This window comes from Tepidimicrobium xylanilyticum, assembly GCF_900106765.1.
GTDB classification, from domain to species: domain Bacteria; phylum Bacillota; class Clostridia; order Tissierellales; family Tepidimicrobiaceae; genus Tepidimicrobium; species Tepidimicrobium xylanilyticum.
Map to the genome: position 1 here is coordinate 292,940 of NZ_FNNG01000001.1, position 15,684 is coordinate 308,623.

Consider the following 15,684-nt stretch of genomic DNA (forward strand, 5'->3'; position numbering starts at 1 on the left):
TTTATCCCCCCAATCATTTAAGGCCGTATCTTAAAATAATATCTACAATTCTTTCAGATGCCTTTCCATCACCATATGGATTTACCGCATTTGCCATCTTTTCATACTCCCTTTTATCCCTTATCAAAATATCCATTTCATTAAATATATTCTCAAAATCTGTTCCTACTAATTTAGCCGTACCTGCTTCAATTCCTTCTGGCCTTTCCGTTTCCCTCCTCACCACTAACACAGGCTTCCCAAGGCTCGGAGCTTCTTCTTGAAGTCCTCCTGAATCGGTAACCACTAAATAGGATTTAGCCATTAAATTGGTAAAAGGCTCATAGTCTAATGGCTCTATCAGATGAACTCGTGGGTTGCCATCGAATATCCTATTGGCTATTTCTCTAACTTTAGGATTTAAATGAATCGGAAACACTATTTCTACATCTTCGTATTTTAAAGCAATTTCATTTATTGCAGAAAAAATATTCTCCATAGGTTTACCTATATTTTCCCTCCTATGGGAAGTTAGTAGAATTATTTTTTTATTATTGTAATCTAACTGATTTAGTAGTGGTAAGTTGAATACATAATCTTTCTTAATGGCATATTGGAGGGCATCTATTACCGTATTCCCAGTAATAAAAATCCTATCCCCTGGATAGCCTTCTTTTAAAAGATTATCCCTATTGGTCTTAGTCGGTGCAAAATGGTAATCTGCAAGAATTCCTGTCAATTTCCTATTCGCTTCTTCTGGATAAGGAGAATATAAATTCCCAGATCTGAGTCCTGCCTCCACATGGCCTATTTTTACTTTTTGATAAAAAGCTGCTAAAGCTCCTGCAAAAACGGTACTGGTATCCCCCTGTACTAATAATACATGGGGTTTTACCTTGATAATTACCTCCTCCAAGCCTTCTAAGGCTCTAACAGTAATCTCCGTCAAACTTTGCCCCGGTTTAAATATGTTCAAGTCGTAATCAGGCTCTATTTGGAAAAGGTTAAGTACCTGATCCAGCATCCGCCTATGCTGAGCAGTTATACATATTATATTTTCTATTTCAGAAGTATTTTCCATAACTTTAATAATAGGGGCCATCTTAATTCCTTCAGGCCTTGTTCCAAATACGGTCATAACTCTAATCTTATTCATTTTTGTCTCCCTTTCTACCCGTTATAAGCCCCATCTTGCTGGCTAGTATTACAGTAATTAAAAATACAATTACTGCTACATAAAAGGCCCTATTGCTATTGGCATCCGAGATAAATATGGCAATAATTCCAAATATGGCGGAAATTGAATATAGTATTAATACGGTTTTCCTCTGAGAAAAGCCCAGTTTCAAAAGTCTATGATGTAGATGTCCTTTATCGGCTTCTGCAATGGATTTCCCATTTAATAACCTTCTAAATATAGCAAAGGTGGTATCGAAAATGGGTACTCCAAGGATTATAATTGGGACTACAACAGCAATAGTTGCAACAGATTTCATAACTCCTTCTATAGATAGGGCTGCCATTATAAAACCTAAAAATAAAGCTCCTGTATCCCCCATGAATATCTTAGCTGGGTTAAAGTTATAAGGTAAAAAACCAGTACAGGCTCCAGCTACTATGGCTGACATTATGATAACGGGAATATAATTAAATTTATTGGCCACCAATGAAAAAGATAGACTAGCAATCATGGCCACTCCTGCTGCTAACCCATCTAATCCATCGATTAAATTCAATGTATTAGTAATCCCCACTACCCAAAAAATAGTTATGGGAACGGCAAAAATTCCTAAAGATAATACAGCCCCAGGTCTGTCCAAAGGATTCGTTATAGCATCTATCTTTACATCTCCAAGTATCAAAACGATTGCAGCTACTAATTGAAATATCAATTTCCCTTTAGGACTTAATTCTTTTATATCATCAAAAAAACCAGATACAAATATTATGCTACCTCCAACTATAATGGATATTAATGTTCTATCCTTTGGCAAAAATAATAAGGAAGTTATAATTACAGCAATATAAATTGCCAACCCTCCCAATAATGGCATGGGTTTATTATGTACCCTTCTTTCATCCTTGGGAATATCTACTGCTCCAATCTTTACTGCTAACTTTTTTGCTATGGGAGTCATAAAAAAGGATATGACTGCCGATATAACAAATGGTACTAAAGCATTTTCCATAAATCCTCGCCCCTTATTTAAGTTCTCCCTAAAATTTTATATTATTACTGTAAATTAGTCAATGTAAGAGAAGTAACAATAAAGTTACAATAATTAACATAAACCCTTTGCTAAGCATAATTTATTACATTTAGATACATTAGCAAAGGATTTATGTTTTTATAAAAATCTATATATCCTTGTTGCTATTAAACTCCTCTTTAATCTCCTTCAATAGTTCTTTATCAACTATTACATCTACACTAGTAAGCACTAATGCTGCTATAGTTTTAACCATGCTTTCATGAGCTTCAGGAGTTAAAGTTGCTTCAGCCATTTCCCGTGTATGGGGAACTATTCGAGAGTTTCTCTTTATGCCAAAATAGGGATGTATAGCAGGACATACATGGCTTACATTTCCCATGTCTAAAGAGCCAGTAGTATGCTTAATCTTTTCACAATCCTCAATCCCTAGGCTCTTTAAATTTTCATTATATCTTTGTGATAAGGTTTTATTTGTAACCATATTATCATAGGATATTTCATAATTGGTAATTTCCAAATCAGCCCCAGTGGCTAAGCTAGCTGCCCTAGCACAATTTTTAACCTTCTCACTTAACTCCTTTAAGTATTTCTTAGTAGTTGCCCTAACATAAAACTGTGCTATAGCTAAGTCAGGAACTATATTTGCAGCCTTTCCCCCTTCTATTATGACTCCATGAATTCTAGCTGTAGGAAGAATATGCTCCCTTAATGCATTAATGGCGTTGAAAGTTTGAATCACTCCGTCTAATGCATTAATTCCTTCTTCCGGTGCTGAAGCTGCATGGGAAGATTTGCCCTTAAAGGTAAATTGGATGGCTTCTAAAGCTAAAGATGTACCACTTTGATAGTATTCCGCATCTGGATGGACCATCATGGCCACATCTACACCATCAAAAGCTCCCTTCTCCACCATTACTACCTTTGCACCGCTGGTTTCCTCAGCAGGGGTTCCAATGACCAATACCTTCCCGCCTATTTCACCTATAAGCTTACTTAGTACAATTCCTGCTCCCGTGCTGACAGTTCCCAATAAGTTGTGCCCACAACCATGGCCTATATCTGGCAGGGCATCGTACTCTGCTAAATAAGCAATGGTAGGCCCTTCTTTTTCTCCTTTGTATTCAGCCCTAAAGGCAGTTTTCATTCCTAAGTAACTTTCCTCTACATTGAAGTTGTATTTCTTTAAAATGTCCACATGGGCTTTAGACGATTTAAACTCTTCATAACCTAATTCAGGATTATCATAAATATATTTACTTAGATCTATTAACTCATCCTTAATTTCCTCTATTAAAGATAGAACTTTTACTCTCATAGAGCCACCTCCACTTGATTTCTTTTTGTTTTGTAGAACTGCCTGACCAGTTATTGCTGTAACATTCCACATTTATCCCTATTACGAATATATAGTAAAAAACGAGCTAAAATTAGCTCGCTTTTACTATTTTGTTCCGAACAATCTATCTCCAGCATCTCCAATTCCTGGAACTATATAAGCATGATCGTTTAACCCCTCATCAATAGCTGCTAAGTACACATCTACATCTGGATGATTACTTTGTATTAATTCCAATCCCCGAGGTGCTGCCAACAGGCAAGCTAATTTTATGGAATGAGCTCCTTTTTTCTTAAGAAAGTTTATTGCAGCATCTGCTGAACCGCCTGTCGCCAACATAGGGTCTAATACTATTAATTCCCTTTCTCCGACATCTTCTGGCAATTTACAATAATATTCCACAGGTTTTAAAGTCTGTGGATCTCTATATAGACCTATATGGCCTACCTTTGCTGCTGGAAGCAGGTCTAACATTCCTTCAACCATGCCCAGTCCTGCCCTTAAAATAGGCACTAAACCCAATTTCTTCCCTGAGATAACCTGTGACTTAGTTTTAGCCAAAGGTGTTTCTATTTCAACTTCTTCTAAAGGTAAGTCGCGGGTAACTTCATAAGCCATCAAAGTTGAAATTTCCTTAACCAATTCCCTAAATTCCTTAGGTCCTGTATTCTTATCCCTAACGAATGTAAGTTTATGTTTGATCAAAGGATGATCTAATACGATAACCTTTCCCATAAAAAAACTCCTTTCCTATAGTATGAAAGCCCATATAATTATATCATAAATTGGACTCTAATCTAGATATTTTATTGACCCTCCTTCCATGCCTGCCACCTTGAAATTCTGCCTTTAGCCAAACAGACACTATTTCTAACGCTAAATCTTTTCCTAATACCCTGCCTCCTAATGCTAGTATATTGGCATTATTATGCTCCACACTCATTCTAGCTGAATAGGTATCACTACAAAGAGCACATCTAATTCCCTTTACCTTATTGCAAGCTATAGATATGCCTATTCCAGTTCCACATATAGCAATCCCCTTGTCCACTTCTCCAGAGACAACGGCTTTTGATAATTTTTCTCCATAATCTGGGTAATCAACTGAATCCTGTGAATAAGTACCATAATCTACATATTCTATATTTTCCTTTTCAAGGTATTCTTTAATATATTCCTTTAATTCAAACCCGCCATGATCACTGCCTATACCAACTTTCAATTTTATCACTCCTTTTTTCGATTCACAATTCCCAATTCACAATCCACGATTATTTTAGTTTAGTGCTTGGGTCTTCTTGTTAGGATGGTTTCTTTTAAGTCCTAAGCCTAGCCATAAAATGACCCTAGCAATTGTGAATTGTACATTGTGCATTGTTTAAAATTATCAATTATCACCTGTCAATTGTCCATTAATTAAAGTTGTCAATTGCTTAAGTGCTTCTTTTATCTCTTCTTTAGCTCTTCTATAATCCCTTATGTCTCCTCCAAAGGGGTCTTCTATGTCTTCTTCCTTTCCATATGCATATTCCTTTAAAGTATAGACCTTTCCTTTTACAAAATCAAACTTTGACAATAAAGCCTCCTTATGGGATTTAGACATGGTAAGGATTAGATCTGCCTCCTCAAGCAAATCCCTGTGAATGATTCTTGCTCTGTGGTTTTCTAAATCTATTCCTTCCTGTTTCATAACTTCAATGGCATTTGCTGAAGCCTTCTGGCCATCTAGAGCAAATATTCCTGCAGATTTTACCTCTATGTTTAAACCCTTATCCTTAGCAATTTTCTCAAGAAGAACTTGAGCCATAGGACTTCTACAAGTATTGCCCGTACAAACGAAAAGTATTTTCACATTCCTCTCTCCTTATACCTTTATTATTTTACCTCCCGAAGCCTTTTTTAATCTATTCATAATGGCTGTTCCAATGTGAAATGATTCAACACCTTCTGCTAAAATTATATCTACCTTTCTCTCATCAAAACGTCTAATAACATTAAATAAATTTTGGCCAATAGTCCCCAAATTCTTTCTGCTACCTACAGACATGATGACTCCTCTTTCATATTCATGTTCAGTTTCATCAGTTGCCATAATTCCTACAGTTTTACCTTCTTCAATAAGTTGACCTGCCCTCTCCTTAATAGCTTTCACTATATCCTCCACTTGGCCTACAAAGACGAACATATCGGCTTTAGGTGCATAATGTCTATATTTTTGTCCTGGGGATTTAGGTACTAATTTATTATCATCTTTAATCATAGCTGCATCCAGTTCTACATCTGGCAGTATTTCCTTCAAATCCTCCAAAGTTATTCCACCAGGCCTAAGTATTATAGGCGTTTCAACCGTTAAATCCAATACAGTAGACTCAAGACCTACCCCAGTAGTACCTCCATCCATTATCATGTGGATTTTCCCATACAAGTCCTCAATAACATGTTCTGCACTAGTAGGGCTGGGTTTACCTGAAGTGTTGGCAGAAGGTGCAGCAATTGGCACGCCACTTGATTTTATTAGCTCAATAGCTATGGGATGATTGGGCATCCTAATTGCCACCGTATCAAGACCAGCAGTTATTATCATTGGAACCAAAGTACTCTTTTTAAACAGTAAAGTTAAAGGCCCTGGCCAAAACTCCTTCATCAAGATTTCTGCTTCTTTAGATATTTCCTTTACCAAAGGTTTTACTTCTTCTAAAGAAGAAACGTGGAGAATTAATGGATTATCCTGTGGCCTTCCCTTGGCAATAAATATTTCCTCCACCGCTGCTTCATCAAGACCATTTGCCCCTAGTCCATAAACGGTTTCAGTTGGAAAAGCCACCAATTTCCCTGCTCTTATGAATTTAGCCCCTTCCTCTATTAACTCCTTTTCTGGATTTATTCCATTTATCTTTACTATTCTTGTGTTAATTTTCCCCATAATGTCCCTTCTTTTCTTCTTTTCTCAAATTCTATTATACATTATTATGTCCATATTTGAATAATTTTCTTTAATTTCATATTGGCAATATTCCTATAATCCTCATCTAATTTCTTCTTGTAAGCTTCAAATATAAGCTGAATTTATTGAAACCTGTTATCAATAAAGATTCCTAATTGGAAGCCTTTTATTTTTAATGTTACACTTATATGGGAATTTAATATAGCGAAGGAGAGATAAATATGAGACCTAAAATAATGGAAGAAGTAGAAGCCCTAAGAGGTGTAAATTCGGTTAAGATCAAGGAAGCCCATGAAGCTGGAAAAAAAGTAGTGGGAATGTACTGTGTGTTCTCACCTCAGGAAATAGCTTTAGCGGCTGATGCCATTTCAGTTACTTTATGCGGAACTACTCAGGATCCAATTGAAGAAGCAGAAAAACACCTTCCACGAAACCTATGTCCCCTCATTAAATCCAGTTATGGATTCGCAATCACCGATAAATGTCCTTATTTCTATTTTTCCGATGTGTTGTTAGCAGAAACCACTTGCGATGGCAAGAAAAAAATGTATGAATTGATGAGTAAAATAAAGCCTATGCATGTGATGAACCTCCCTCAAACTGCTGAAGGGGAAGAAACATTAGAGCTTTGGAAAAATGAAATTATCAAATTCAAAAACTTTTTAGAAAAACAATTTGATGTAGAGATTACAGAAGAAAAGCTTAAAAGTGCTATTAAGCTAATGAACAGAGAAAGGGACGCTATGAAAAGGCTTCATAAGCTAAATGCACATAAACCTGCACCATTATCTGGAATGGACATGATGTTAGCTCAATGGTTGAAAGGGTTTAATGTGGACAAGGAGGCAGGTATAGAGTTAATTGAAAGGTTAATCGAAGAAGTAGAAGAAAGAATTAAGGAAGGAAAATTTGCCTTCGATGAAAATGCTCCTAGAATCCTATTAACTGGTTGCCCAGTAGGCAGCGGTTCAGAAAAAATAATAAGGATTTTAGAGGAATCAGGAGCTTCTGTAGTAGCATTAGAAAATTGTACTGGTTATAAAGGCCTTGATGTAATGGTAGACGAAGAAAAGGATCCAATTACTGCATTAGCAGAAAAATATCTTTCAACTCCATGTTCCTGTATGACTCCTAATAATAGAAGATTAGACCTAATTAAACGATTAGTAGAAGAATACTCCGTTGATGGAGTAGTAGATTTAACATGGCAAGCTTGCCATACTTACAATATTGAATCCTATTTCGTAAAGAATTTCGTTAAAGACGAATTAAATCTACCATTCTTACAAGTAGAAACCGATTATTCCGATTCCGATATCGGCCAAATTAAGGTTAGAGTAGAAGCATTTTTAGAAACTATAAACACTAAAGCCAACGCTTAAAGATTTGCAAGGATGTGATATCTTGATTAGTATTGGTATAGATGTAGGTTCTGTTGCAGCAAAGATAGCTGCCTTCGATGGAGAAAAGATAATAGCTACAGGAATCTTACCTACTGGCTGGAGTCCAAAAGGAGTAGGAGAACAGCTTCTAAAGGATATTTTAAAAAAGATTAACATCCCCAGGAGCCAAGTTAAATCCATAGTAGGTACAGGCTATGGAAGGGTTTCTTTACCCTTTGTAGATAAGAAGGTAACGGAGATTACCTGTCATGGAAAAGGAGCTTATTTTATAAACCCAAGAATTAGAACTGTAATAGATATTGGAGGACAGGATAGCAAGGTAATTAAACTGGACGATACGGGTATGGTTGTAGATTTTTTGATGAATGACAAATGTGCTGCAGGTACGGGACGATTTCTTCAGGTAATGGCTAACGCCTTACAAATTGACATTAGTGAATTATCCACACTAGCATCAAAGGCAGAACCAGTCAATATTAGCTCCATGTGTACCGTTTTTGCAGAATCAGAAGTAGTAAGCCTTATTGCAGAGGGAACCCCTAAGGAAAAGATTGCAGCAGGCCTTCTTCAATCGGTTTGCAATAAAACCTACTCCTTAGTTAGCAAAATGGATATTGAGGAAAAGGTATTTTTCTCTGGTGGAGTTTCTAAGAGCAATAAATTAAAGGAGCTATTGGAAGAAAAATTAGGAGTAGAGATAATATCTACGGAAGAATCCCAATTTTTAGGGGCCATAGGAGCTGCGATTATAGGGTTTTAATAGGAACAAACAAAGTATAGTAAATATTAAAAATTAAGCGGGAAACAAATTCCTGCTTAATTTTTATTTTACTACTTCCTTTAAAGCGTAATATCTTTCCCAGTTATATTTTTCCTTTTTAAATACCTGCTGATTATAAATTCTGATTAGACTACTGTTGCCTTTTATCTCTTCCTTAATCATTTGGTCCTTATTCAATAATTCTAACTCTCGGAATAAATTCCATCTTTCTAGATACTGCCTATACTTAGCTAAATGTCTCTTTGATTTATCGTTAATAAAATTATAAATATCTAAAAAATCAGGAGTTGCAATCCTATTTATTATATCTATTACTTTCTCCATTGTATTACTGATTCCAGATAACAGATTCCACAATTCATCTCCAAGTAAAATTTCTTTTTCATCAAAATATTTCCTACAGTTGATAATCGAATCCATGAATCTATCCTTATCTTTTTCAAAAGGCTCTTCAGCTGTTGGATCAAAGGGAAAACCCATGTAGAAGCTAATCCTTTTACCGGGGAAACTTTCGAATAAGGCAGTCTTTCCTTCTAGTATTTTTCTCTTTTCTTCTGACATTTGTCCAGAGTTAGGCTTTACAGATTTCAATTCTATGGCAACTATGCTATCCTCATCTTCAATAAAAACATCACAAGAAAAGTCTATGGCATTTTCCCTTTCTGATGAATCCCTAACCATTAGAATTTTATTCTCCTCTTTTACATTGGGCGTTCTAGTGGAATTGCTTAACTCAGTCATAATGTTATTAATATTAGCCTTTTGGACTTTTGAAATTTGCAAATTGCCTAACTTCTTAGATGTATATTCCCTTTTTCCCCGTCTGCTAGTATATGGGCAGCCCCTTCAAAAAAGGTTTGTCCTAATGTGGTATTTAGTCCGTGTAGCCAACTGCTAAGACTTATGAAAAATGGTATATCTACTACCTTGCCTTGAAACTTATCAGAAAAAGCTTGCAAAAAAGCCTCATGAAAGGGTGCGTTTCTATTATTCATTGAATCACCGGGGAAATTTTCAAATCGTTTAAATAGTACATTTATCACTAAATGAGATAGTTTTTCTAATTTATCCTTTGAAATCTCCATATGTGCTACCCCTTTTCATATGGAATATGATCTCTGAATAGGCCCTTTTATCTCTTTCCGTACGATTCAGTACCGGCCTTTTAAATTGATTTACTATTTTCAATCCTGATCTCTTGGCTATTTCAGGATATAGATTATACCTATCATTAGCTACTAAAAATATGTCAAAATCATCTACTAAATACTTCTTACAGTTAATTAGAACTTTTGAAATTTCCCTTACATATTCTTTCCTAGCTTCCAATCCCTACCCCTTATAAAGAGGACCTATTTCCAAATCATCTCTTCTATTAAAACCAAATAGTTCATAGGCATAAGCGTGTTGTTCATGATAATCAATTAATCCTACATAAGGGGGACTGGTAAAAATGCCATTTATTTTGTTTTTTACCAGTAGCTCATAAAACTCTTTATTCTCTTTCTCTATTTCAGCAAAAATATCTATACTCCTAGAATCACCAGTTAAACATATTTGATAGGAATTGGTTCTTATGTTGTGGAATTCCTCTAATCTGTTAACTGCATCCTCACTATACCTACAAAACCAGTTAGTTAGAGTAAATAAGGGTTTACAGATTTTCCCGTGCTTGTGGCAATAGTAGGGGGTTAATACGGGTTCCTTCAATGTTGCCAAATCAGAATGAGTAGTTGCTCTACAGGAGCGCATAGTCCTACTAAGAATAAGCCCTAATATCCTTCTAGTTCCTAAATCTTCAATTTCATTAATCAAACTAAAGGCTAAATCTATTTCTTCCCTTATATTTTTGATATACCATTTATCCAAAAAAGTTTGAGCTTTGTCCTGTTTTAGTTCAATATCATATTTATGAATTAAATCCTCATAAACAGATAAAAACACTTCTTCTTTTTCCCTTCCATATTTTTTTGCATCTATTTCCTTATTTCTGACTTTACGCTTGAATTCAGGAGATGGGAAATATTCACTATTAAACTCCGATAACCTTGTGGATAGTTCTTCTTCGAACTCCAGTATTTTTAACGCAGTAGCCCTTTGAGACAACATTTTTAATATCCTGTCTGACTCTCTTTTTATCCTTTGCAAATCATACTTTCCTATTTTAGCATTGCTTATAAAGGCATTAAATTCTGATACATCTACTCCTATGGCATGAATCCCCAACTCATTGGCCTGAACTAATGTAGTTCCACTGCCGCAAAACGGGTCAAGTACAATATCCCCTTTTCTAAAGTAAACCTCCTTCTTATAATCATCTATATGGTCATCTAAGAAATACTCCACTAATTGGGGTATAAATTTCCCCTTATAGGGATGTAATCTGTGGACATGTTTGGTTGTATCTGATTCCTTCAAATTATCAAAGGATAGCTCCCAATTCAAGTCATATCCCAATTGTTTTTTCCAGTTTATTTCCCTTTTTCCTAAGTAGGAATCATAGTATTTAATTAAATCGCCCTTTAAAACGCGAGTATTGCCATTATCATCTATCTTTCTTATCCTTCCATATTGTATCAAATAGGATATATTGGAGGCTGTAACTTCCCTATTTAAATAAGAGCTGGCCCATTGGCTAGCTTCTTGTATTGTCATCAATTCATCTTGACTAACACTCATTAACATATCCTCCCTTGTACTTGAATATGTAATTATCACAATACAGCTTAACATATTTCATGAAAATAATCAATACATCTGTTCTTATACAAAATCCTGTTCTATTATCTCACCCTTTGAATATGATATATAGAAAGGGTGAGAATATGTTGGATTTATGGATCATAACCGCATATGGTTTTTTTGTTGGAGTAATTGGAACTGGACTTGGTGGCTTAGCTTCCTTGTTTATTTGGAATACTGATAGGGTATTATCTTTCCTTTTAGGCCTAACTGGCGGATTTATGCTTTTTATAGTTACTTTCCATCTACTACCTGAATCCTTTATTCTTGGAGGTTATTATCCTTCCATTATAGGCATTGTATGTGGAATACTGCTAGTCATATATGTAGAAAGCAATATTAGTCTTAAATCAGATAACCCCTTTTTTAAAAGTAGCTTATTACTAGGAATTAGCATAGCGGTACATAATTTTCCAGAAGGTTTAGCCTTAGGCTCAAGCTTTTTAGTCCAATCAGATTTGGGACCTCTTCTTTCCTTAGCCATGTTACTACATAATATCCCAGAAGGTTTGGCTATGGCATTACCCCTAAAAGTTGGTAAAAAATCTCCATTAAGGATAGTACTCTACACCCTCTTAATAGGAATTCCTACAGGTATTGGAGCCTTTTTAGGAGCTTATATAGGCATGATTTCGAATATGTTTATCTCCTTATGTTTAGCTTTTGCAGGAGGAACCATGTTATATATAATCACCGATGAAATAATCCCCAATGCTAAAACCCTCCACACAGGGAGGGCTTCATCAATCGGTATGGTACTAGGATTTATAATTGGGATACTGTTATACTATTAGTTTACCAGACTGCCACATATCCATCAGTCCGAGGCTCACAGGCACCACATAGAATCCCATTATCATCTCTCCAGATGATCTCTCCTCTACCAAAATCGGTGCTATCTGCTTTAACCACAATATCATGTCCAGCCCTTTTCAGTTGTAATGCCAGATTGTTGTCAAAGGACTGCTCTATTTCTATGGTCTTATCTCCAATCCACTGCCATCTAGGTCTGTCTAAGGCATCTTGTGGGTTCAGTCTATACTCTATGGTATTTATCAAGACCTGTAAGTGCCCTTGTGGCTGCATGAATCCTCCCATTACTCCAAAGGGGCCTACAGGCTTACCATCCTTCATTAAAAATCCTGGAATTATAGTGTGGTAGGATTTTTTGCCTCCTTCTAAGCAATTGGCTGATTCTGGGTCTAAACTAAAATTACATCCCCTATTATGCATTGCAATACCTGTTCCCGGGATGACTATTCCTGAGCCAAACCCCATATAATTGCTCTGTATATATGAAACCATATTGCCATATTGGTCAGCTGTAGCTAAATAAACTGTACCACTTTGGGATGGTTTTCCTGCTTCAGGCACTATGGCCATATCCTTAATCAGTTTAGCCCTGTTCTTAGCATAATCCATAGATAAAAGTTCTTCTATAGTAATCTCCATTGTTCTAGGGTCAGCTACATATTTTTTCACATCTGTAAAGGCCAATTTAAGTGCTTCTATCTGATAGTGGGTGCTATGGAAAGAGTTCATATCTCCTAATTCTAATTCTTTCAAAATATTTAATGCCATAAGTACAGTAATTCCATGACCGTTTGGAGGTATTTCATAGATATCATAACCTTTATAGCTGGTGGATATTGGCTCTACCCATTCTGGATGGTATTCCTCTAAATCTGATAACTCTAAAAACCCATCGTGAACCTTAAAGAAGTTAGCAATCTTTTCTGCTAAATCTCCTCTATAAAAACTTTCTGATAGAGTATCCCCTATTTCTTCCAATGTATTCCCATGATCCTCTAAACGAAGTAAATCGCCTGCTTTTAAACATCTTCCCTCTGGTGCAAAGGTGTCAAACCAGCCTTGGATGGACTTATCCTTCTTTAAAGCTTCAGAATATTTGCGGTAAGCACTTCCCCAAACGCTGCCTACACCGGGTTGGATTATAAAGCCTTCTTTTGCATAGGAGATGGCTGGCTCTAATAATTCCTTAAATTTCAAAGAAGAACCGAATTTCTTCCACAATTCAGCCCAAGCAGCAGGAGCTCCTGGAACATTTACTGGTACTACTCCCGTTGTTGGTACTTCATTTAATCCTCTTTCCTTTAAAACATTAATACTTATCTTCTTAGGGGAAGGTCCACTGGCATTTAGTCCATGTAGTTTCCCATTAGCCCAAACTATTGCAAAAGCATCTCCACCAATCCCATTGGCAGTTGGCTCTACTACCGTTAAGGCTGCTGCTGTTGCTATGGCCGCATCAATGGCATTACCACCCTTTTTTAAAATCTCCAATCCAGCATTGGCTGCCAATGGATTTCCTGTGACCACCATACCCTTTTTACCATATATTACATTTCGTCTAGAAGGATAGTGGTAGATTAGCGGGTCAAATTCAAATTTCATATATTGCTTCCTCCTTTAGTCCTATTTCCTTCTAATATATTATAACATAGAAAACTCGGATAGAAGATTCTATCCGAGTTTATTAACCGACTTGTTTTAACTTTTCTGCTTGGTCTGATGTTATTAAGCTATCTATCATTTCATCAATATCTCCATCTAAGAAGTCTTGTAACTTATAGATAGTCATATTGATTCTGTGGTCCGTAATCCTTCCTTGAGGAAAGTTATAGGTCCTAATTCTTTCTGACCTATCTCCAGTACCTACCTGGGAACGCCTTTCCTCGGCTATTTCAGCATGCTGCTCCCTCATCATTTTATCGTATAATCTGGATTTCAAAATTTTCATAGCTTTTTCTCTGTTTTTATGCTGGGACTTTTCATCCTGACAGGATACTACCATGCCCGTTGGAATATGGGTAATTCTGACAGCTGAATCGGTAGTATTAACACTTTGACCACCATTTCCAGAGGAACGGAATACGTCTATTCTAATATCATTAGGATTGATTTCTATATCAATATCCTCCGCTTCTGGCAATACGGCAACGGTAGCTGTAGATGTATGAATTCTGCCACTAGATTCAGTGGTAGGCACCCTTTGAACCCTATGAACTCCCGATTCATATTTTAACCTGCTATAAGCTCCTTGACCCTTAATCATGAATATTACTTCCTTAAATCCTCCAACTCCTTGTTCATTGGTACTCATAAGTTCAGTCTTCCATCCTTTTCTTTCTGCATACATGCTATACATTCTAAACAAGTCTCCAGCAAATAATCCAGCTTCATCTCCACCAGCGCCAGCTCTTATTTCAACAATTACATTCTTATGGTCATTAGGATCCTTTGGTAGTAGGAGAATCTTTAATTCTTCTTCTAATTGCTCAATCTTTTCTTCATATTCAGATATTTCATCTTTCAAGAATTCCTTCATCTCATCATCTATTTTTTCTTTAAGCATCTCCTTATCTTCTTCCAAAGTCCTTTTGACCTTATTATATTCCCTATATTTATTTACAATAGGCTCTATTTCAGCATGTTCCTTCACTAACTTCTGCCATTCTTCAATATTGCTCATAACCTCAGGATCTATTATCTTCTTGCTCAACTCTTCGTATTTATTCTCTAAAAAGGATAATTTCTCTAACATATTATACCTCCCTTCCAAATATCCTGTCATATAAGTCATGAATAAGTTTTCTCAATGCTGTTAAATAATCTATTATTTGAATGAATTCCAATCTAGTTATAATCATATATATTATACCATGACCTATATTAAAAAATCCAATCTATTGATAATCTAATATAGTCGTTTTGCAATTTTTATACTTCCCTATCCCTTTTTCCTTTAAAGTATAATATGGAACCAATGCCCCCTATCAATATTAAATAGATAGGACTGATGCCAAAAAAAACTATAGCTGCCATCGAAACTAGGGATATGAGTAATTTATTATAGCCAAGTTTTGATCTTTTGGTCAACTGATATACAGCAGATGCTATTAAAGCTACTACTGCTGGCCTTATACCTAAAAATACCTTTTCTATAATAGGATTATTCCTGAACTGAGAAAAAACCGTTGCAATTAGAAGAATTATTAAAAATGATGGCAAAATAGTTCCTAAGCAGCAGGTTAAAGCCCCCTTTAACCCTTTAAGCTTATACCCAACTAATATACTTAAATTAACAGCAACGGGTCCAGGAGAACCTTGGGATATAGCAATGGCATCCAAAAATTCTTCCTCTTCTATCCATTTTTTCTTATCAACTATTTCCCTTTGAATTATGGGAATCATTGCATAGCCTCCCCCAATGGTAAAGGCTCCAACCTTAAAAAAGGTACTAAACATATTAAAAAGCATTTATT

At 35.9% G+C, this 15,684-nt stretch carries 15 protein-coding genes and 1 pseudogene; 3 read left to right on the forward strand and 13 right to left on the reverse strand.

Features of this window, described 5'->3' with window-relative positions; all coding sequences use genetic code 11:
* Window positions 1–13: 13 nt before the first annotated feature.
* The 7 genes from wecB to BLV68_RS01320 form a co-directional block, all read right to left on the reverse strand.
* A complete protein-coding gene (gene wecB / locus BLV68_RS01290; protein ID WP_093750403.1) occupies window positions 14–1,126 on the reverse strand; it encodes a non-hydrolyzing UDP-N-acetylglucosamine 2-epimerase in 1,113 nt (370 codons plus the stop codon).
* Between the two features lies 1 nt (window position 1,127).
* Entirely contained in the window at window positions 1,128–2,168 is a 1,041-nt protein-coding gene (locus BLV68_RS01295) for a glycosyltransferase family 4 protein (protein ID WP_093750071.1), read from the reverse strand.
* Window positions 2,169–2,337: 169 nt separating this feature from the next.
* The gene (locus BLV68_RS01300; RefSeq protein WP_093750073.1) at window positions 2,338–3,507 is read right to left on the reverse strand and encodes a M20 family metallopeptidase; all 1,170 of its coding nucleotides are present in this window, start codon (window positions 3,505–3,507) and stop codon (window positions 2,338–2,340) included.
* Window positions 3,508–3,633: 126 nt separating this feature from the next.
* Entirely contained in the window at window positions 3,634–4,263 is a 630-nt protein-coding gene (gene upp / locus BLV68_RS01305; protein ID WP_093750075.1) for a uracil phosphoribosyltransferase, read from the reverse strand.
* Between the two features lie 43 nt (window positions 4,264–4,306).
* Window positions 4,307–4,750 carry a ribose 5-phosphate isomerase B gene (gene rpiB / locus BLV68_RS01310; RefSeq protein ID WP_093750077.1) on the reverse strand — a complete coding sequence of 148 codons (444 nt, stop codon included), beginning with the start codon at window positions 4,748–4,750 and terminating at the stop codon, window positions 4,307–4,309.
* A gap of 165 nt (window positions 4,751–4,915) precedes the next feature.
* Window positions 4,916–5,380, reverse strand: coding sequence for a low molecular weight protein arginine phosphatase (locus BLV68_RS01315; RefSeq protein ID WP_093750079.1), 465 nt, complete (start codon window positions 5,378–5,380; stop codon window positions 4,916–4,918).
* A 12-nt stretch (window positions 5,381–5,392) separates the two neighbouring features.
* Entirely contained in the window at window positions 5,393–6,451 is a 1,059-nt protein-coding gene (locus BLV68_RS01320) for an L-threonylcarbamoyladenylate synthase (protein WP_093750081.1), read from the reverse strand.
* A 242-nt stretch (window positions 6,452–6,693) separates the two neighbouring features.
* Between BLV68_RS01320 and BLV68_RS01325 the strand changes: the two genes are divergently transcribed.
* Window positions 6,694–7,854: a double-cubane-cluster-containing anaerobic reductase gene (locus BLV68_RS01325; protein WP_093750083.1), complete on the forward strand. Its 1,161-nt coding sequence runs from the start codon at window positions 6,694–6,696 to the stop codon at window positions 7,852–7,854.
* Window positions 7,855–7,876: 22 nt separating this feature from the next.
* Window positions 7,877–8,635: an acyl-CoA dehydratase activase gene (locus BLV68_RS01330; protein ID WP_093750085.1), complete on the forward strand. Its 759-nt coding sequence runs from the start codon at window positions 7,877–7,879 to the stop codon at window positions 8,633–8,635.
* A gap of 63 nt (window positions 8,636–8,698) precedes the next feature.
* On the opposite strand, the pseudogene BLV68_RS01335 reads toward BLV68_RS01330, so the two are convergent.
* From BLV68_RS01335 to BLV68_RS01340, 3 genes and pseudogenes are all read right to left on the reverse strand, one after another.
* A pseudogene (locus BLV68_RS01335) lies at window positions 8,699–9,741 on the reverse strand (TdeIII family type II restriction endonuclease).
* Entirely contained in the window at window positions 9,722–9,985 is a 264-nt protein-coding gene (locus tag BLV68_RS15620; protein ID WP_200773589.1) for a hypothetical protein, read from the reverse strand. Before BLV68_RS15620 ends, BLV68_RS01335 begins: the two are co-directional and overlap by 20 nt.
* Before the next feature lie 3 nt (window positions 9,986–9,988).
* Window positions 9,989–11,335 (reverse strand): DNA methyltransferase, encoded by a 1,347-nt coding sequence (locus BLV68_RS01340; RefSeq protein ID WP_200773590.1) that lies wholly within the window; start codon window positions 11,333–11,335, stop codon window positions 9,989–9,991.
* A gap of 146 nt (window positions 11,336–11,481) precedes the next feature.
* Between BLV68_RS01340 and BLV68_RS01345 the strand changes: the two genes are divergently transcribed.
* Entirely contained in the window at window positions 11,482–12,192 is a 711-nt protein-coding gene (locus BLV68_RS01345) for a ZIP family metal transporter (RefSeq protein WP_093750087.1), read from the forward strand.
* 1 nt (window position 12,193) lies between these two features.
* Here the strand turns inward: BLV68_RS01345 and BLV68_RS01350 are convergent, their stop codons facing one another.
* From BLV68_RS01350 to BLV68_RS01360, 3 genes are all read right to left on the reverse strand, one after another.
* A complete protein-coding gene (locus BLV68_RS01350) occupies window positions 12,194–13,813 on the reverse strand; it encodes a gamma-glutamyltransferase family protein (RefSeq protein WP_093750089.1) in 1,620 nt (539 codons plus the stop codon).
* 82 nt (window positions 13,814–13,895) lie between these two features.
* Entirely contained in the window at window positions 13,896–14,963 is a 1,068-nt protein-coding gene (gene prfA / locus BLV68_RS01355; RefSeq protein WP_093750091.1) for a peptide chain release factor 1, read from the reverse strand.
* A gap of 176 nt (window positions 14,964–15,139) precedes the next feature.
* Window positions 15,140–15,679 carry a chromate transporter gene (locus BLV68_RS01360; RefSeq protein ID WP_093750093.1) on the reverse strand — a complete coding sequence of 180 codons (540 nt, stop codon included), beginning with the start codon at window positions 15,677–15,679 and terminating at the stop codon, window positions 15,140–15,142.
* Window positions 15,680–15,684 lie beyond the last annotated feature (5 nt).

What these genes read in the sequence shown, in the direction of transcription:
- BLV68_RS01295 (WP_093750071.1), bottom strand. Translation starts at nt 2,168, where the DNA reads ATGGAAAATGCTTTAGTACCATTTGTTATATCGGCAGTCATATCCTTT.
- BLV68_RS01300 (WP_093750073.1), bottom strand. Translation starts at nt 3,507, where the DNA reads ATGAGAGTAAAAGTTCTATCTTTAATAGAGGAAATTAAGGATGAGTTA.
- upp (WP_093750075.1), bottom strand. Translation starts at nt 4,263, where the DNA reads ATGGGAAAGGTTATCGTATTAGATCATCCTTTGATCAAACATAAACTT.
- BLV68_RS01320 (WP_093750081.1), bottom strand. Translation starts at nt 6,451, where the DNA reads ATGGGGAAAATTAACACAAGAATAGTAAAGATAAATGGAATAAATCCA.
- BLV68_RS01325 (WP_093750083.1), top strand. Translation starts at nt 6,694, where the DNA reads ATGAGACCTAAAATAATGGAAGAAGTAGAAGCCCTAAGAGGTGTAAAT.
- BLV68_RS01340 (WP_200773590.1), bottom strand. Translation starts at nt 11,335, where the DNA reads ATGAGTGTTAGTCAAGATGAATTGATGACAATACAAGAAGCTAGCCAA.
- BLV68_RS01345 (WP_093750087.1), top strand. Translation starts at nt 11,482, where the DNA reads ATGTTGGATTTATGGATCATAACCGCATATGGTTTTTTTGTTGGAGTA.
- BLV68_RS01350 (WP_093750089.1), bottom strand. Translation starts at nt 13,813, where the DNA reads ATGAAATTTGAATTTGACCCGCTAATCTACCACTATCCTTCTAGACGA.
- prfA (WP_093750091.1), bottom strand. Translation starts at nt 14,963, where the DNA reads ATGTTAGAGAAATTATCCTTTTTAGAGAATAAATACGAAGAGTTGAGC.
- BLV68_RS01360 (WP_093750093.1), bottom strand. Translation starts at nt 15,679, where the DNA reads ATGCTTTTTAATATGTTTAGTACCTTTTTTAAGGTTGGAGCCTTTACC.